Genomic DNA, 17,148 nt, shown 5'->3' on the forward strand with positions numbered 1-17,148 from the left:
ATGTTATCTTTTATTTTTTATGATCATGGTATCTTGCGTTCAAGACGATGATTTTTCTGTGCCTAATCAGTTAAATATAGAAGAACAACAAACTATAATTGATATTCAGGACGGACTTAAAAATGGCACTTATACAGAAATTTCTATTGAAGCCTTAAAACAACAATTTGTTGCTGGCGAGGTCGTACAATTTGCATCAAATAGTGTTGTTAAAGGTTATGTAAGTTCGTCCGATAAAACAGGCAATTTTTATAAAGAGTTATACCTTCAAGACCAACCAAGTAATCCTACTGCAGCAATAAATATTGTATTAAATCAAGTGGATTCCTATAATCAATTTAATTTAGGTCGCGAAGTTTATATCCTTCTACAAGATTTGTTTTTAGGCGAAACTGCATCAGAAATATTAGCAATAGGTGGCGCCGCAGATGGTAATCGGATAGATCTGATGTCTGAAAATCAAATCAAAACGCATTTATTTAGGTCTTTAATTACCGAAGATTTAACACCTCTTGAACTTAATTTTTCAGATATTAATGAAAATTACATTGGTATGTACGTGCTTATTTCTAATGTGGAATTTCCAGAGTACCTTATCGGACAATCGTATTTTAATGCCATAGACGATTTTGATACCCAACGTAAAATGCAACGCTGTGAAGGTTTTAGTTATGAAGAGTTTAGTCTTGAAACTAGTTCGTTTGCAACCTTTAAAAATGAGATTTTACCCAGTGAAAACGGAACAATTAAAGGTATAATTTCTAAAAGTTACGGAGGAGACGACTTTGTTCTAGTTTTAAATGATACTAAAGATGTAGCACTTACAAATACGCGTTGCTCGCCTTTAAATGCAGATGATTTTGTGGTTGTATTTGAAGAAACATTTAATGATGCAATCGATGAACAAATTTTAGATACTGAAGGATGGATTAATTTTGCCGAACGTGGACAGGTATTATGGACCGAGCAAATTTATAGTAAAAACGGATATGCAGAATTTGGAACATTTGGAGCAAACGATACATCTAATGTAGGTTGGCTAGTATCTCCAGGTATTAATTTAGATGAAAATTTAAATGCGTTTTTAAATTTTAATTTGGCGCAACACCACTTAACTTCTGTTAGAAATACCATAGATGTTTTAATTTCTACAGATTTTAATGGTACAGACGTTCTTAACGCAACATGGTTGGAAATTGAAGCAAAAGTACCAACTAAATACGATGAATGGTATACGTTTAAAGATTCTGGATTAATAGATTTATCCAACTTTAGTGAGACCGTCTATATCGCTTTTAAAGTTACAGGTTCAGGAACTAATGAAGCCCTGGATGGAGCTTACCAATTAGATGATTTTAGAATTTTAAAAGAAAAATAAACTACATGCGTTTAGGAACCTCTCTTAGAAGAATATATACCGGAAAATGGTCGCTGTATCCACCTTTATAAGTTTTGCCAACATATGTTCTAAAGGGCTGGCCTTTATATTTTCCTTTATATTGTTTTAAAAAATCGGCATCAAAAATGTCTGCATGACTAAAGTTATGTGTGGCTGGTTTATGATCTAAAAAATTATATGAAAGCATAATCTGATCGAATACATCCCATTTAAATCTATAATTTATACTCCCTCTATCGTAAGAAGTTAAACTTTCCATAGGGTTAAAAAGACCGTTATTATTTACTAGAGCCTGAACGCTTTCACTAGAAGAATTGTCGTTAAAATCTCCCATAACAATTATTTTCGCATTCGGATCTTCTGCTGTAAGACCAGAAATAATTTCTGTTGCTTTGTTAGAAACTTCCATACGTTTAGGGATATTAGAATCTTCATTTTTTGAAGGCCAATGGTTAACTAAAAAATGCATGGATTCTCCGTTTAAAAGTCCAGAGACAAGTAAAATGTCTCTAGTATAATCACTAAGACCATTATCATCTATTAATACAATAGAATAGGGGGCAGAGTTGGTCACTTTAAATTGCGTGGTATCGTAAATAAATGCAACATCAATACCGCGTTCGTCTGGAGAGTTATAATGTACAAAGCTATATTGAATGTCTTTTAAGTGTTCAGAGTTTAAAAGATCTTGCATGACTTTTGCATTTTCAACTTCTGCGACACCAACAATTGCAGGATGTGTGTTAGTCTCTTTTTTTCCTATATTAGAAATCGCAAAACCTAATTTATATAATTTATTTTCGTATCGTTTTAAATTCCAGCGCTTATCAGATGTAGATAAAAAATCATTATCATTAATTTTAGGGTCGTTGGTAATGTCGAATAAATTTTCTAAATTAAAAAAGGCAATAGTTTTCATGTAAAAATGTAAAATTCTATGGCAAGGTAAGATTTCAATGGTAAAAAGGAATCTAAAAAATATAAAAATTAATCAGCTTACAATTATGTAACTTTGTGCTTTAAATCAATTTATGCTAGAAAAGAAGGATGTAAATTTAGAACGTGCAGTTTTAATAGGAATAATTACTAAAGAACAAGATGAAGAGCAATCTAAAGAGTATTTAGATGAATTGGAATTTTTAACCTATACTGCCGGTGGAGAAGTTGTGAAACGATTCACTCAAAAAATGGAAATGCCAAATCCTAAAACATTTATTGGAACAGGTAAAATGGCAGATGTACAGCAATTTATTGAAGAAAATGATATTGGTACAGCTATTTTCGATGATGAATTATCTGCAGCTCAAGAACGAAATATTAGTAAAATTTTAAATTGTAAAGTCTTAGATAGGACCAATTTAATTCTTGATATTTTTGCACAACGTGCTCAAACAAGTTATGCAAGAACCCAAGTAGAATTAGCGCAATGTGAATATTTACTACCACGTTTAAGAGGGATGTGGACACACCTTGAACGCCAAAAAGGTGGAATTGGAATGCGTGGTCCTGGAGAAACAGAAATAGAAACAGACAGACGTATTGTAAGAGAACGTATTGCATTATTAAAAGCCAAAATTAAAACCATAGATAAACAAATGTCCGTACAGCGTGGAAATCGTGGGGCAATGGTACGTGTGGCATTAGTAGGATATACTAACGTTGGTAAATCTACATTAATGAATGTGATTAGTAAAAGTGATGTGTTTGCCGAAAATAAATTATTCGCCACCTTAGATACTACTGTTAGAAAAGTGGTAATTCACAATTTACCATTCTTGCTAAGTGATACGGTTGGATTTATTAGAAAATTACCTACACAATTAGTCGACTCGTTTAAAAGTACTCTAGATGAAGTTAGAGAAGCCGATTTATTATTACATGTAGTGGATATTTCGCATCCTAATTTTGAAGATCACATTGCTTCTGTAGAGAAAATTTTGGGTGAAATTAAAGGGGCAGACAAGCCCACTATAATGGTGTTTAATAAAATTGATGCTTATCAGGCAGAACCTTTTGATGAAACCGATTTACAAGAAGTTAGAAACTCTACACATTACTCTCTAGACGAGTGGAAACGCACGTGGATGAATAAATTGGGAGAAAATGCTTTGTTTATTTCGGCCTTAAATAAAGAAAACTTAGAAGATTTTAGAAAACGTGTGTACGATGAAGTGAGAGAGATTCATGTAACGCGTTTCCCTTATAATCATTTTTTATATCCAGATTATAATGATTTAGATATAAGTGAGGAAGAATAATCTAAACCTTAAGTTACATAAAAAGGGCTTCAATATGATATTGAAGCCCTTTTTTGAAATTAATATTTTCTTTTAGATTAGAAACCGTAGCTAAGACCAAATGTCCAGTATGATTGTAAATCATTATCTACATCATCTAAAGTTGTTGTTTCTCCTCCTGAAATTGCATAATTATATGCTTCTTGTCTGTTTCCTCTTAAACCAAATTCAAAACCAAGTCCAATTCCTTTCCAAATAGAGTAAGACAATCCGTTTGTCCAAGTCCAGTTTGAATAATTGTTATCTTCGTAAGATTGGAATAAAGATAAATTAGATTTTACTTTTAACTTTCCAAAAGCTTTATTGTAGTCTGCTACAATTTTTGCACCTAAAGAAGATTCGTAGTCTGAACTACCATTACTAAACACAAAGTTGTAGTTTAAAGGGTGAGCAACTACTACTAATTCTGAAATTGGTGTCCAAGTAATACCAACACCTAAGTCTAAGTATCCAGGATCGTTAAAGTTGTTTAAAAGAGTTGTTCTGTACTCTGCTAAACCAGAAGCAGCTAATTTGTCACTTAATTTATAACCGTAAAGTGAAGTTATAGTGAATACATCTGTTGCTTGGCTGTAGTCATCATCATCTGTAGGATCATCTTTATCATCAAACTTTACCCAACTAAGATTAATGTTAGCGTTGGTGTACCAGAAAAAAGTATCTCTGTTTAATTTTGCATAAGGGTTTACAGTTATTGTAATGTTACCTGCAGAATTGTTTGGTGTTTCTTGTGCATACCAGTTGTCGAATCCTGATAAGTTAGCTCCAATAGTTCCAAAAGCACCATAATGCCATCCTGGAAAAGTATCAATTTGTGATTGTAATGCGTTCACTTCAGATTGAAGTGCATTTATTGAATCTTGTTTAACACTTTTCAGACTCTGTAATTCTTCTTTAGTTTGAGAAAAAGATACTGTAGCTACCATTAGGAAGCAGATTGTGAAAATTCTTTTCATAATTTTATGATTATCGTAATTATTTTGAGTACAAACTTATTAAGTTGTAAGTCAAAATGAAAGTAAAATCTTATTTTCTTTTAAAAAGAGGAACACTTGAACAGGCCTCACCAAACATTATAGACTTTGCCACAGGCTTAATTTTGCTAGATATCATTACATATGCGCTCTCTGGAACTGGTTTTTTAGAACAGCCTTTTATTATTACAGGAGCGTCTTTAAATACCGTAATGTCAAGAGTATTTATGATATCTTGATAAATAGAAATTTCTAATTGTTGTAAATTACCAAGAGTTACTTTTTTTGCAAAGGGCTCTAATTCTAGCGTAATTAACATGTATGCCCAAGAGGGTACTATCGCGTCTGTGCTGCAAGTTAACGCCACATACGCATCCTGATAGTTGTTCCAGTTGTGGGCGGCTATTTGAGTTCTAAAATCGGTTTCCCGAAGCACCAGCCCTTCCATTAGCCAATCTTTTATATCTATTAAAATTCTGGTACCAGAAGGATAGTAATCTTCTAAATCTAAAACTTTAAGTTTGCTATTAGCAACTCTATTTATAATTTCTTCTGCCATACATTACAGCATCCCTAATTCTAACTTGGCTTCTTCACTCATTAAATCTTGAGACCATGGCGGATCGAAAGTTATCTCAACTTCTGCATCTTTAACCATATCTAATGATTTTACTTTTTCTTCAACTTCTAATGGTAATGTTTCTGCAACAGGACAATTAGGTGTTGTAAGTGTCATTAGGATTTTTACTTCAGAATCTTCATTTACAAATACATCGTAAATTAACCCTAATTCGTAAATATCTACTGGAATTTCAGGATCGAAAATGGTTTTTAAAACCTTTACAATTTTTTCGCCTAATTCAGCTGTATCTAATTCTGTGTTCATTTAACTTAACTGTGTTTGGTATGCAATAGCATACATTTTTAATTGTTTTATCATACTCACTAATCCATTTGCACGGGTAGGAGATAAATGTTCTTTTAATCCAATTTTATCAATAAAATCGGTATCAGCGTCTAAGATGTCTTTAGGATGTTGGTTAGAAAAACTACGAATTAATATGGCAATGATTCCTTTTGTAATAATGGCATCACTATCTGCAGTAAAAATCACCAAATTATCTTTCATTTCTGCATGTACCCAAACTTTACTTTGGCAACCTTTTATTAGGTTGTCGTCTGTTTTGTATTCTGTTTCAATTAATGGTAAAGTTTTACCTAAATCTATCATATATTGGTAACGCTCTTCCCAATCTTCAAACATTGAAAACTCATCTATAATTTCGTTTTGTATTTCTTGTATCGTCACGGCTTTAGTTTTATTAAATTTACTAATACTAAATGTATTAGTCAACAGTTTTGGCAAGTTCTAGAATATAATCTACCAAAGGTTTAATTTTAACATTAGGATTGTTATGGTCAAATTCTGTAGTGCTATATATTGTACTGTCTTCAATTACTTTTAGTTTGGCAGTTGCGGCTCCGTCGTAAGCGCGTTTCATAGAGGGTGCTTCTAAACTAGACAGACTGTTTAAATCTATAGCATGTAATTTATTTATTAATAAATCCCATTCTACATCAGACAACGCTTTTATTTTATCAGGACCTTGTTGTTCTGTAATTAGCAGTATGTTCTGATTTTGTATTTTAATTTCAAGAAAGAACCCTCTATTTATAGCATTATATTCTATCGTAGGATTATAAGCGCTATTTTGTGCAAAAGCTTCATTGTTTTTAGTGAGTCCGCACGCTGTACATAAAATAATACTTACTAAAATTGTAAATTGTTTCATAGCTTAAAATTGATATTAGAAAATTACAAAAAAAGAAGTTTAGCTGTATTTAAGATAACATCATTTTAGCTTTTTTAACGCCATTAACTAAGGTGTCTACTTCTTCTTTAGTATTATAAAAGGCGAATGATGCTCTAACTGTTCCAGGAATTTTATAAAAATCCATAACAGGTTGTGCACAATGGTGCCCCGTTCTTACTGCAATTCCTAATTTATCTAGAATAGTACCAACATCATACGGGTGTATGCCTTCTAAATTAAAGGAAATAACAGATGTTTTATGTTTGGCTGTACCGTAAATTTTTAAACCTTCAATGTTAGAAAGTGCTTCTGTTGCATAGTCTAGCAGTTCGTGTTCGTAGTTAGATATGGCATCAAAACCAATGGCATTCATATAATCTATAGCAGCTCCAAAAGCAATACCTCCACAAATATTTGGTGTACCTGCTTCAAATTTATGTGGCAAATCGGCATAAGTAGTTTTCTGGAAAGTGACTTCGGCAATCATTTCTCCTCCACCTTGATAAGGCGGTAATTTTTTTAGCCATTCTTCTTTACCATATAACATCCCTTGTCCTGTAGGACCACACATTTTATGGGCAGAAGTCACATAAAAATCGACATCTAAAGCTTGAACATCTGGTTTAATATGCGGGCAGGATTGTGCGCCATCAATTAATACTGCCGACCCAACTTCATGGGCTTTTTCTATAATATATTCTATTGGGTTTATAGTCCCTAATGCGTTTGAGATATGGTTAACAAAAACCAATTTTGTATTAGCAGAAAGAAGTTTGTCGTATTCAGACATTATAAGCTCTCCTTCTGTATTCATAGGAATGACTTTAAGTGTTGCTCCAGAACGTTCGCATAACATTTGCCAAGGCACAATGTTGCTGTGGTGTTCTAAAGCCGACACTATAATTTCATCTCCTTGTTTTAGAAAATTTGAAAATCCGTTTGCAACAAGGTTAATACCGTGTGTTGTTCCTGAAGTAAAAATTATTTCGTGAGCGAACTTAGCGTTAAAATGATTTTGGATTTTAAGTCTTGCTTGTTCGTATGCATCTGTAGCTTCTTGGCTTAAACTATGAACACCACGATGAATGTTTGCGTTGTAAGTACTATAATAATCTACAATAACATCAATAACTTGTTGTGGTGTTTGTGATGTTGCTGCATTATCTAAATACACTAAAGGTTTACTATTTACTTGTCTGTTAAGTATAGGGAAATCTTGTCTTATGTGTTCAACGTTAAACATGTTTATTGTTTTAGCCCAGATAAAGACAGTTGTTTACTTTTTTTTAATAAGCAACGATTAAATACTGACTGCCAGATACTGGAATTAGCTACTAATTTTACAGATCGAACCCTAGATTTACACCTAGTTTTTCTGCGATAATGTTATTTACACGTAATTTAACTTCTGGTATTTTTACAGTATCTAATACATTGTTGCTAAATGCATACATAAGTAAAGCTTTAGCTTCTTTTTCTGGAATACCACGAGATCTTAAATAAAACATTGCGCTTTCGTCTAACTGCCCAATCGTACAACCGTGAGAACATTTTACATCGTCTGCAAAAATTTCTAATTGCGGTTTACTATTAATGGTTGCTTTATCGCTTAATAAAATGTTATTGTTAGATTGAAAAGCGTTTGTTTTCTGTGCTTCTTTATTTACAATAACTTTACCATTAAATACACCTGTACTTTTATCTGCAAAAATACCTTTGTAATCTTGGTGACTTTCACAATTAGGCTCGATATGGTGTACTAATGTATTGTGATCTACGTGTTGTTTTTCTCCAATAATAGTAATACCATTTAAAGTAGAGTCTATACGTTCTCCGTTTTGGTAGAAGTTTAAATTGTTTCTAACTAATTTACCTCCAAACGAAAACGTATGTACAGAACAATGACTTTCTTGTTTTTGATTCACAAACGTATGGTCTATTAACGAAGCATTTTCGTTATCGTTTTGTAGTTTGTAATAATCTACAATAGCGCGTTTATTCGCGAATATTTCAGTAACCGAGTTTGTTAAAACAGGATTGTCTGTTAAACTTTGGTGACGTTCTATAATTTGCACATGGCTATTTTCGTCTACTACAACAAGGTTTCTTGGCTGAAGCATAACGGCTTCTTCAGAACCTGTAGAAAAATGTAATATCTGAATTGGTTTATTAACCAATTTGTTTTTCTTGATATGTATGTAGGCACCTTCTGTAGAGAATGCCGTATTTAATGATGTAAGACCATCTTTACCTGCTATTTTATTGAAATAATTTTCAATAACCAAGCGGTATTTTGGGTTGTTTAATGCACTAGACATTAAGCAAACATCAAAACCATCGTGAGTTGTTTGAGATAAATGAGAAGAATATTTTCCGTCTATAAAAACAATCTTATACGTGTCCATTTCATGTAACATATAAGACTTAACATCTTTATAATCTAACGCATTTTCTTGCTTAGGAAATACACTATAGTTTTCTTTTAAAATGCTATTTAGTGATGTATACTTCCAAGCTTCCTCTTTTTTAGAAGGGAATCCGTTTTTTTCAAATATTTTTATGGCTTCGTTACGTATTTCATGCAATGGTGCATTGACATCGACTTTGTTTTCGAATGCCATAAACGAAGACACTAATTTTTCTTTTAAATCCATTTGTCTTTTTTTAATAGTTGCTAGAAATTGGTTGTTTTTAGGTGTGTAATTGCAAACCTAAAACGAATATCTAATAACTAAATTTAAGCGTTCACTTCTTCTTTTATCCAATCGTATCCTTTTTCTTCTAACTCGTGTGCTAATTCTTTACCACCTGATTTTACAATACGACCATTATATAAAACGTGTACAAAATCTGGAACGATATAGTCTAACAAACGTTGGTAGTGTGTAATTAAAACCACAGCGTTGTCTTTACTTTTTAATTTGTTTACACCACTTGCTACAATACGTAGCGCATCAATATCTAAACCAGAGTCTGTTTCATCCAGAATTGCTAATTTAGGTTCTAACATAGCCATTTGGAAAATTTCGTTACGCTTTTTTTCTCCTCCAGAAAAGCCTTGGTTAAGAGAACGTGATAAAAATTTTCTGTCTATTTCTAATAACTCTGATTTTTCTCGAATTAATTTCAACATTTCATTGGCTGGCATGTCCTCTAATCCTTTTGCTTTACGAGTCTCGTTAATTGCCGTTTTCATGAAATTAGTTACTGAAACACCAGGAATTTCAACAGGATATTGAAAAGATAAAAAGATACCTTTGTGTGCGCGTTCTTCAGCAGATAAATCTTCAATATTTTCTTCGTCAAAGAAAATATCACCATCGGTTACTTCATATTCTTCTTTTCCTGCGATAACTGAAGATAATGTACTTTTACCAGAACCGTTTGGTCCCATAATAGCATGTACTTCACCAGGTTTAACCTCTAAGTTAATCCCTTTTAAAATTGCTTTATCTTCTACGCTTGCGTGTAAATTATTAATCTTTAACATTACTCTTTATCTTAGTTGTTGATGTTCTAAATTTTTATTGTGTTTTCGTCTTGCGTTTTAGGTTGACTTACAGTTATAATGTCTGTAATTTCTATTTGAAATGGCCAGCCTTCTACGTCTTGGGGTTTGGGTTTTACAATGCCTTTAATTTCTACCGGCACCATATCTGTATCTTCTTTCTTAAAGGCTGTTGCTTTCTTGTTTAACTCGTGCATTTTTGGGTTTACAATAATACCATAAATCTGATTTTTAGTTTGTAACACAGCAGCATTTTCATAATACACAAACTCTCCTTTTAAGACTTGTATAGCAGCATTTTCAGTTGTTGTTACCTCTTTATCAGACTTAGTATCGTTCTTGCAGCTTACAAAAAGCGTTAAACAGAATAAGAAAACAAGAGCTTTTTTCATATTAAATACATTTTGGTTTTATCCAACAGAACCTTCTAAGCTAATTTCTAAAAGTTTCTGAGCTTCTACAGCAAATTCCATTGGTAATTTATTCAATACGTCTTTGCTAAATCCATTTACAATTAATGCAATTGCTTTTTCTGTATCAATACCACGTTGGTTACAATAGAAAATTTGGTCTTCTCCAATTTTACTTGTAGTTGCTTCGTGTTCTATTTGTGCCGATTTGTTTTTAGCTTCAATATATGGAAAAGTGTGTGCTCCACATTCGTTACCCATAAGTAAACTATCGCATTGTGAGAAGTTACGAGCATTTTCTGCACGTGGACTAATTTGGACTAATCCTCTGTATGAATTTTGCGATTTTCCTGCAGAAATACCTTTACTAATAATAGTTGATTTAGTATTTTTTCCTAAATGAATCATTTTAGTACCTGTATCTGCTTGCTGATAATTGTTGGTCACTGCTATAGAGTAAAATTCTCCAATCGCATTATCTCCTTTTAACACACAGCTTGGGTATTTCCAAGTTACAGCTGATCCGGTTTCTACTTGTGTCCATGAAATTTTTGCGTTTTTCTCGCATAGTCCTCGTTTGGTCACAAAGTTGTAAACACCACCTTTTCCTTCTGCATTCCCTGGAAACCAGTTTTGTACTGTTGAGTATTTTATTTCGGCATCGTCCATTGCAATAAGTTCTACAACGGCCGCATGTAATTGATTTTCATCACGGCTTGGTGCTGTACAACCTTCTAGATAACTTACATAACTTCCTTCGTCTGCAACAACTAATGTGCGCTCAAATTGGCCTGTACCTGCTTGATTAATTCTAAAGTAAGTCGATAATTCCATCGGGCAACGTACGCCTTTAGGGATGTAACAAAACGATCCATCACTAAACACAGCACTGTTTAATGCTGCATAAAAATTATCTTTTTGTGGCACTACAGTACCAATGTATTTTTTTACTAATTCTGGATGCTCTTTTATAGCTTCGCTAATAGAACAGAAAATAATTCCTTTTTCAGCTAAAGTCTTTTTAAATGTAGTTGCCACAGAAACAGAATCTACAACTACATCCATAGCAACATTAGCTAATTTCTTTTGCTCATCTATAGAAATACCTAATTTAGTAAATGTAGCTAGTAACTCTGGATCTACTTCGTCTAAACTGTCGTATTTAGGTTTGCTATTTGGTGCAGAATAATATGAAATGGCTTGAAAATCTGGTTTAGCATAATGGACATTAGCCCATTCTGGTTCTATCATTTCTTGCCATGCACGAAAAGCTTCAAGACGCCATTCGGTCATCCATTCAGGTTCTTCTTTTTTAAGCGAAATAGCACGTACAATATCTTCATTTAAACCTATAGGGAAAGTTTCAGATTGTATATCTGTGTAAAAACCATATTCATATTCTTTGGTTTTTAATTCTTCCCTTAAGTCGTCCTCTGTATACTTACTCATGTTTGTTTTAATATTAAAAAGTGAAAAAGTTTTACAGCAATACGCAATTAAAACTTTTAAAACTTATTCTGTTATAGCGAAAAACTCTCTCCACAACCGCAAGTTCTGTTTGCGTTTGGGTTGTTAAACACAAAGCCTGTACCGTTTAACCCTCCAGAATATTCTAGTGTAGTTCCTATAAGGTACAAAAAGCTTTTTTTATCAACAATAATTTTTACACCATTGTCTTCGAAAACTTTGTCTTCTTCTTGTTGTTCTTTGTCAAACTTTAAATCGTAAGACAATCCAGAACAACCACCGCTCTTAACACCTACACGAACGTAGTCTGTAGCTGCATTATACCCATCGTCGGCCATTAGTTCAATGACTTTCTTTTTGGCTGTGTCTGATACTTTTATCATAAATTAAATAGATTAATTCTAAAGTGAATGCAAATATACAATTTAAGTAGAGTTTTTCCATGCAACCTTACATTATATTAACTAATGATGTTATTGATTTTTGTTATTGTTGTTTTTTTAAATTTATCTCTTGAAAACTGTACGTATCGTTTCCGTAGAGCGCTTTTTTTTTTGTTGCATTTTTTAACTGTTGTTTTAACTGTATTTGCTAGATTTATAAAGGGTTTTATTGTGTTTTTAAATTTTAAAAACAAGACTATTTCACTATAAAAAGTATAAATTTTAAAACTATATAAGTTTAATTTTTTTTGGTATTAATAGTCTTGTAAAAAGCGCATTTTTATTTATTCAATGCTCAATTTATCTAGGTTTTAAGGATGCACTGTTAATTTAGTCTATTAAAACATGATAAAAGTCATTGTTTTAATTTTAAAATTTTATTGTATGCTTTAATTTCAAATGTTAATGTATTTTGATCGCTAAACGATAATTTTAAAAATCGCACTATGGTTTTGGTGAAATTATAAATAAGCTTCTTATTTTTGCAGTATGATAGAAGATAAAAATCAACAACGTACAGATTTAGGTCAATTAGGTGAATTCGGACTTATTGATCACTTGACAAAACATTTTGAAATTAAGCAAGAAACAACCATTAAAGGAATTGGTGATGATGCAGCTGTTTTAGATTTTAAAGATAGTCAGGTTGTTATTACTACAGATTTATTAGTTGAAGGCGTACATTTTGATTTAAGTTATATGCCTTTAAAACATTTAGGATATAAAGCTGTAGTTGTAAATTTATCTGATGTTTTTGCTATGAATGCTAATGCTACTCAAATTACAGTGTCTATAGCGATGTCTAACCGTTTTCCGTTAGAGGCTATAGAAGAATTATATGCTGGAATTGAAACTGCTGCCAAACTATATGGGGTTGATGTGGTTGGGGGAGATACGACATCTTCAACGAAAGGATTGTTAATTTCGGTTACTGCTTTAGGTACAGTTTCTAAAGATGATGTTGTATATAGAAATGGTGCAAAACCTAATGATTTATTGGTGGTTACTGGTGATATTGGGAGTGCATATATGGGCTTGCAGGTATTGGAAAGAGAAAAAGAAGTATTTAAAGTAAATCCTAATAGTCAACCAGATTTAGAACCTTATACTTATATAATTGAGCGTCAATTAAAGCCTGAGGCTAGACAGGATATAGTGAAATTGTTAAAGCAATTAGAAGTTAAGCCAACCGCGATGATTGATATTAGTGATGGTTTGTCTTCAGAAATTATTCATTTGTGTAAGCAAAGTAAAGTAGGTTGTGATTTATATGAAAATAAAATACCCTTGGACCCACAGTTAATTAGTACTTGTGAAGAATTTGATATAGATGTTACAACTATAGCCTTAAGTGGAGGGGAGGATTATGAGCTCTTATTTACTATTTCGCAAGACGATTTTCCAAAAATTAAAGCCAATCCTAATTTAACTGTTATTGGTTACATGACAGAAGAAAGTGCGGGTATGCATTTGGTGACTCGCGCCGATACTAAAATTCCTTTAAAAGCTCAGGGTTGGAATGCTTTAAATGATGAGTGATATTAGTTGAAGTACGGCTTAGAATAGACTTGGTTTTTGGCGTGCTTGTTTTGAGCTGTGTATTCTGTTTAAGATAGAGTTGATTTCTTTAAATTTTGGAGTAAGTTCTATTAAATTACCGTTGCTATATGTTGTTAATTCACGATTGCAGTGCTTGCATTTGTATTCTTTTACATGGTGAGTAACTTGTTTGGTGATTTCGTAATTGTGTCCAAAAAGGCTACAGTACATTTTAGGGAATACCCCCTTTTTTTTAATTGGTTTTTCCATAAATCATTCATTTTGAGGTTTAAACTTATGAAAAAATATTTATTATTCGATAAAGTGTTATGTTTATTCGATAAAAAGCGTTAATTCTTGTAAAGTTTCACTTTCATTTTCAATATAACTCATGTGTCCGTCGGGTAATTCTACCAATTTCACTTCAGTATTATGTGTTTGTTTAATTATGGTTTCCGGATTCAATACAGGGTCATTTTTACCATAAATAATCATTTTTTTGTAGGGAGAAAAGTGTAATAATACTTCTAAATCCTGCCTAATTTTCATGCCTTCTTGTGCAGCAATATAACCTTGTAAAGGTGTTCTTAAGGCTTCTTTTTTTAGCCAAGCAATATCTTTAGCAAATTTTATTGTGTTTTTTGGTTTAAATAAATTTGCAATAGACATTTTTACCATGGATTCGTAATTGTGTTTTACCACGTCTATTGCTCTGTTTCTAAGAGCAATGCGTTCATCAGAGTCAGGTTTGGAAGTAGAGTTCATGAGTACCAAGCCTTTAATATTGTCTGGTAAACGTTCTGCTAATACTAGGGCAACGTAGCCTCCCATAGAATGGCCTACAATATAATAGCGTCTAATTTTTAAATGATTTAACACCGTTTGTACGGCATCAGCCATCATGTCCATAGTGTGTATGTATCCAATACATGCGGTATCTCCATGTCCTAATAAGTCTATACAAATTACACGATTTTTTTTAGCTAATCTTGGGGCAATACGTTTCCACATCGTACTATTTTCTAAAAAACCATGAAGTAGTATAATGGCAGTGCCTTTGCCTTGGTCACTATAATAAATAGGAGAGCCTTTGTGTTGTAAAATCATAATACTTAATTCTGCTACAAAAATAAGAGCTAGATTTTAAAAAAGAATAATTTTAGTATTTAAGATTTAACTATGTAATCGTTTTATTGCAGAGAAGGCTTTGTTTACAAATTGCTCTTCAACTAATACAGTAAATTCGTTTGTGGTTGAAACTACTTCGTAAAGGGTGATGCCTTCCCAGGCCAATCGTTTAAAAATCTGATAATACAAACCGGCAATTTTTGTATTGTCTGCAGGAAGATTAATACTTATAGCTGATAAATGATTCTGTAATCCTATACGTTGTTCTTTATTAAATAAGCGTTCAATATGGTGTTGCTCAGAGCTTGAAATTACAATATTGCTTTCATGTATACCTCTTGTAAAGGCGTAAAATATATTTGATTTATCTCCAATTTCCTGAATTACCTGTGCATGACTTTCAAAAAGGGTTGTAGAGTTTTTAAAGGTGTAGTTGGAGAGGTTAGATCTTACAGTTATGTCGCCTAAACTATTTAATACGCGTTTTAATCGCATTGAGTTTCCTAAATCTTTTGGTGGTGAGTATCTGCGTAAAGCCATCATAATTGCTCCAGATTTTACTGGCTTTCTAAGCATTTCAGAAATAGGCTGGACCAGTTCGTTGGCTAGGGCCGAATAATTTACAATGTTTCTTGAAATGGCTTCTTCTAAAAAGGGTTGAGCTAGTAAAATTTCTTCAACACAAGAGGCAATGGTTCTCATTTGTTAATTATTTAACATTCTGTGCAAATTTAGAACAATTTTTTCATTTTTATTTTAGTTTGCAGAAGACTAATTACATTTGAACTTTAAAATTTAGAAATTATGCTTGTATTAAAATTTGGTGGTACTTCTGTTGGATCTGTAAAAAATATGACTAACGTTAAAAGTATAGTGTCGCAAGGTGGAAGAAAAGTGGTGGTGTTGTCTGCGATGTCTGGAACAACCAATGCGCTTGTAGAAATATCTAATACCATAGCGGCTGGCAAAGCTTCAGAAGCTTTAAGTTTAGTTAAAACATTACACAAAACATATATAACTGTAGTTAACGATTTGTTTTCTGAACAAGCCTTTATCGATGAGTCTTTGAATTATGTTAATACGGTTTTTGAGGAGTTAAGTGTATTAACTACGCAGTCACATTCTACGTTATTATACAACAAAATTGTAGCTAAAGGAGAGTTGTTGTCTACATTTATGTTTAGTCGTTTTTTACAACAAGACGGTTTAAAGGCTACTTTAATTTCAGCTTTCGATTTTATGAGAACAGATAGACTTCAAGAGCCAGATTCGTTTTATATCCAGAAAAATTTAAATACTATTTTAAACGAAAATACCGAGACAGAGATTTTTATTACTCAAGGTTTTGTGTGTTTAGATGCAGATGGTCATGTGTCTAATTTAGAACGTGGCGGTAGTGATTACACTGCTAGTATTATTGGAGCAGCTATTGAGGCAGAAGAAGTACAGATTTGGACAGATATTGATGGGTTCCATAATAACGATCCACGTTTTGTACACCATACCGATGCTATTTCTCATTTATCTTTTGATGAGGCAGCAGAATTAGCGTATTTCGGGGCAAAAATTTTGCACCCGCAAACTGTAATGCCTGTACGTGATTTAAAAATACCAGTACGAATAAAAAATACTATGGAGCCTACTGCTCATGGTACTCTAATAGACGATTCTGCAGAAGGAGAAGGTATTAAAGCTATTGCAGCTATTGATGGAATTACGGCTATAAAAATTAAATCTGCACGTATGCTTCAGGCACATGGTTTTTTGAAAAAAGTTTTCGAAATTTTTGAAAAATACCACACGTCTATAGATATGATTACCACGTCTGAAATAGCTGTATCATTAACTATAGATGATGCAACTTTTTTAGAAAATATTGTTACCGAGTTAGAAGAGTTTTCTAATGTAAGTGTAGATACGCACAGAACTATTGTATGTTTAGTTGGAAATAATATTGTGCATCACCCAGATACGCATAAATTATTCCAGATTTTACAAGATATAAACATTAGAATGATTTCTTATGGTGGAAGTAATAATAATATTTCATTACTAATAAATACTAGCGATAAATTAGAAACATTACAAAAATTACACCGTTACGTCTTTGAAGAGGCCTTGGTGTAAACCGTATTTAATTTTTGATAATAAAATTGAAATAAATTTTAA

19 protein-coding genes are annotated in these 17,148 nt (G+C 32.5%); 4 read left to right on the forward strand and 15 right to left on the reverse strand.

From position 1 onward, the window contains the following. The first annotated feature begins 25 nt into the window (after nt 1–25). Entirely contained in the window at nt 26–1,378 is a 1,353-nt protein-coding gene (locus tag FNB79_RS05345; RefSeq protein ID WP_246073333.1) for a DUF5689 domain-containing protein, read from the forward strand. A 1-nt stretch (nt 1,379) separates the two neighbouring features. Here FNB79_RS05345 and FNB79_RS05350 read toward each other — a convergent pair whose 3' ends face one another. Continuing rightward, on the reverse strand, nt 1,380–2,318 hold the full coding sequence (locus tag FNB79_RS05350) for an endonuclease/exonuclease/phosphatase family protein (RefSeq protein WP_143380330.1): 939 nt from the start codon (nt 2,316–2,318) through the stop codon (nt 1,380–1,382). A gap of 112 nt (nt 2,319–2,430) precedes the next feature. Between FNB79_RS05350 and hflX the strand changes: the two genes are divergently transcribed. After that, nucleotides 2,431–3,657, forward strand: coding sequence for a GTPase HflX (hflX, locus tag FNB79_RS05355; RefSeq protein WP_143380331.1), 1,227 nt, complete (start codon nt 2,431–2,433; stop codon nt 3,655–3,657). Between the two features lie 77 nt (nt 3,658–3,734). Here the strand turns inward: hflX and FNB79_RS05360 are convergent, their stop codons facing one another. The 11 genes from FNB79_RS05360 to FNB79_RS05410 all read right to left on the reverse strand — a co-directional run bounded on the left by FNB79_RS05360 (nt 3,735) and on the right by FNB79_RS05410 (nt 12,252). Next, nucleotides 3,735–4,652, reverse strand: a complete 918-nt coding sequence (locus FNB79_RS05360) for a DUF3078 domain-containing protein (RefSeq protein ID WP_143380332.1) — start codon at nt 4,650–4,652, stop codon at nt 3,735–3,737. 70 nt (nt 4,653–4,722) lie between these two features. After that, nucleotides 4,723–5,229, reverse strand: a complete 507-nt coding sequence (locus tag FNB79_RS05365; protein ID WP_143380333.1) for a DUF2480 family protein — start codon at nt 5,227–5,229, stop codon at nt 4,723–4,725. A 3-nt stretch (nt 5,230–5,232) separates the two neighbouring features. Continuing rightward, entirely contained in the window at nt 5,233–5,556 is a 324-nt protein-coding gene (locus FNB79_RS05370; RefSeq protein ID WP_143380334.1) for a DUF59 domain-containing protein, read from the reverse strand. Continuing rightward, on the reverse strand, nt 5,557–5,979 hold the full coding sequence (locus FNB79_RS05375) for a SufE family protein (protein WP_143380335.1): 423 nt from the start codon (nt 5,977–5,979) through the stop codon (nt 5,557–5,559). A gap of 37 nt (nt 5,980–6,016) precedes the next feature. Further along, a complete protein-coding gene (locus FNB79_RS05380; RefSeq protein WP_143380336.1) occupies nt 6,017–6,463 on the reverse strand; it encodes a hypothetical protein in 447 nt (148 codons plus the stop codon). A gap of 49 nt (nt 6,464–6,512) precedes the next feature. Then, nucleotides 6,513–7,727, reverse strand: a complete 1,215-nt coding sequence (locus FNB79_RS05385; RefSeq protein ID WP_143380337.1) for an aminotransferase class V-fold PLP-dependent enzyme — start codon at nt 7,725–7,727, stop codon at nt 6,513–6,515. Nucleotides 7,728–7,824: 97 nt separating this feature from the next. Beyond that, nucleotides 7,825–9,138, reverse strand: a complete 1,314-nt coding sequence (sufD, locus tag FNB79_RS05390) for a Fe-S cluster assembly protein SufD (protein ID WP_143380338.1) — start codon at nt 9,136–9,138, stop codon at nt 7,825–7,827. An 83-nt stretch (nt 9,139–9,221) separates the two neighbouring features. Then, complete coding sequence (gene sufC / locus FNB79_RS05395; RefSeq protein ID WP_143380339.1) at nt 9,222–9,974, reverse strand: Fe-S cluster assembly ATPase SufC; 753 nt, start codon at nt 9,972–9,974, stop codon at nt 9,222–9,224. Nucleotides 9,975–10,000: 26 nt separating this feature from the next. Beyond that, nucleotides 10,001–10,384, reverse strand: coding sequence for a hypothetical protein (locus tag FNB79_RS05400; RefSeq protein ID WP_143380340.1), 384 nt, complete (start codon nt 10,382–10,384; stop codon nt 10,001–10,003). A gap of 18 nt (nt 10,385–10,402) precedes the next feature. Then, nucleotides 10,403–11,851 (reverse strand): Fe-S cluster assembly protein SufB, encoded by a 1,449-nt coding sequence (gene sufB / locus FNB79_RS05405; RefSeq protein ID WP_143380341.1) that lies wholly within the window; start codon nt 11,849–11,851, stop codon nt 10,403–10,405. Nucleotides 11,852–11,922: 71 nt separating this feature from the next. Continuing rightward, complete coding sequence (locus FNB79_RS05410; protein WP_143380342.1) at nt 11,923–12,252, reverse strand: HesB/IscA family protein; 330 nt, start codon at nt 12,250–12,252, stop codon at nt 11,923–11,925. A gap of 549 nt (nt 12,253–12,801) precedes the next feature. On the opposite strand from FNB79_RS05410, the gene thiL reads away from it, so the two are divergent. Further along, nucleotides 12,802–13,851 (forward strand): thiamine-phosphate kinase, encoded by a 1,050-nt coding sequence (thiL, locus tag FNB79_RS05415; RefSeq protein ID WP_143380343.1) that lies wholly within the window; start codon nt 12,802–12,804, stop codon nt 13,849–13,851. A gap of 18 nt (nt 13,852–13,869) precedes the next feature. On the opposite strand, the gene FNB79_RS05420 is transcribed toward thiL, so the two are convergent. The 3 genes from FNB79_RS05420 to FNB79_RS05430 form a co-directional block, all read right to left on the reverse strand. Then, nucleotides 13,870–14,121 carry a hypothetical protein gene (locus FNB79_RS05420; protein WP_143380344.1) on the reverse strand — a complete coding sequence of 84 codons (252 nt, stop codon included), beginning with the start codon at nt 14,119–14,121 and terminating at the stop codon, nt 13,870–13,872. A gap of 63 nt (nt 14,122–14,184) precedes the next feature. After that, a complete protein-coding gene (locus FNB79_RS05425; RefSeq protein WP_143380345.1) occupies nt 14,185–14,958 on the reverse strand; it encodes an alpha/beta fold hydrolase in 774 nt (257 codons plus the stop codon). Between the two features lie 66 nt (nt 14,959–15,024). Further along, complete coding sequence (locus FNB79_RS05430) at nt 15,025–15,681, reverse strand: hypothetical protein (RefSeq protein ID WP_143380346.1); 657 nt, start codon at nt 15,679–15,681, stop codon at nt 15,025–15,027. 102 nt (nt 15,682–15,783) lie between these two features. Here FNB79_RS05430 and FNB79_RS05435 point away from each other — a divergent pair, with 102 nt between their 5' ends. Further along, complete coding sequence (locus FNB79_RS05435) at nt 15,784–17,106, forward strand: aspartate kinase (protein ID WP_143380347.1); 1,323 nt, start codon at nt 15,784–15,786, stop codon at nt 17,104–17,106. The last annotated feature ends 42 nt before the right edge of the window (nt 17,107–17,148 follow it).

The sequence above is a fragment of the Formosa sediminum genome (assembly GCF_007197735.1).
GTDB classification, from domain to species: Bacteria; Bacteroidota; Bacteroidia; order Flavobacteriales; family Flavobacteriaceae; genus Formosa; species Formosa sediminum.

Coding starts and splice junctions, on each gene's coding strand:
- FNB79_RS05345 (WP_246073333.1), top strand. CDS start 26: ATGGTATCTTGCGTTCAAGACGATGATTTTTCTGTGCCTAATCAGTTA.
- FNB79_RS05350 (WP_143380330.1), bottom strand. CDS start 2,318: ATGAAAACTATTGCCTTTTTTAATTTAGAAAATTTATTCGACATTACC.
- hflX (WP_143380331.1), top strand. CDS start 2,431: ATGCTAGAAAAGAAGGATGTAAATTTAGAACGTGCAGTTTTAATAGGA.
- FNB79_RS05360 (WP_143380332.1), bottom strand. CDS start 4,652: ATGAAAAGAATTTTCACAATCTGCTTCCTAATGGTAGCTACAGTATCT.
- FNB79_RS05365 (WP_143380333.1), bottom strand. CDS start 5,229: ATGGCAGAAGAAATTATAAATAGAGTTGCTAATAGCAAACTTAAAGTT.
- FNB79_RS05370 (WP_143380334.1), bottom strand. CDS start 5,556: ATGAACACAGAATTAGATACAGCTGAATTAGGCGAAAAAATTGTAAAG.
- FNB79_RS05380 (WP_143380336.1), bottom strand. CDS start 6,463: ATGAAACAATTTACAATTTTAGTAAGTATTATTTTATGTACAGCGTGC.
- FNB79_RS05385 (WP_143380337.1), bottom strand. CDS start 7,727: ATGTTTAACGTTGAACACATAAGACAAGATTTCCCTATACTTAACAGA.
- sufD (WP_143380338.1), bottom strand. CDS start 9,138: ATGGATTTAAAAGAAAAATTAGTGTCTTCGTTTATGGCATTCGAAAAC.
- sufC (WP_143380339.1), bottom strand. CDS start 9,974: ATGTTAAAGATTAATAATTTACACGCAAGCGTAGAAGATAAAGCAATT.
- FNB79_RS05400 (WP_143380340.1), bottom strand. CDS start 10,384: ATGAAAAAAGCTCTTGTTTTCTTATTCTGTTTAACGCTTTTTGTAAGC.
- sufB (WP_143380341.1), bottom strand. CDS start 11,851: ATGAGTAAGTATACAGAGGACGACTTAAGGGAAGAATTAAAAACCAAA.
- FNB79_RS05410 (WP_143380342.1), bottom strand. CDS start 12,252: ATGATAAAAGTATCAGACACAGCCAAAAAGAAAGTCATTGAACTAATG.
- thiL (WP_143380343.1), top strand. CDS start 12,802: ATGATAGAAGATAAAAATCAACAACGTACAGATTTAGGTCAATTAGGT.
- FNB79_RS05420 (WP_143380344.1), bottom strand. CDS start 14,121: ATGGAAAAACCAATTAAAAAAAAGGGGGTATTCCCTAAAATGTACTGT.
- FNB79_RS05425 (WP_143380345.1), bottom strand. CDS start 14,958: ATGATTTTACAACACAAAGGCTCTCCTATTTATTATAGTGACCAAGGC.
- FNB79_RS05430 (WP_143380346.1), bottom strand. CDS start 15,681: ATGAGAACCATTGCCTCTTGTGTTGAAGAAATTTTACTAGCTCAACCC.
- FNB79_RS05435 (WP_143380347.1), top strand. CDS start 15,784: ATGCTTGTATTAAAATTTGGTGGTACTTCTGTTGGATCTGTAAAAAAT.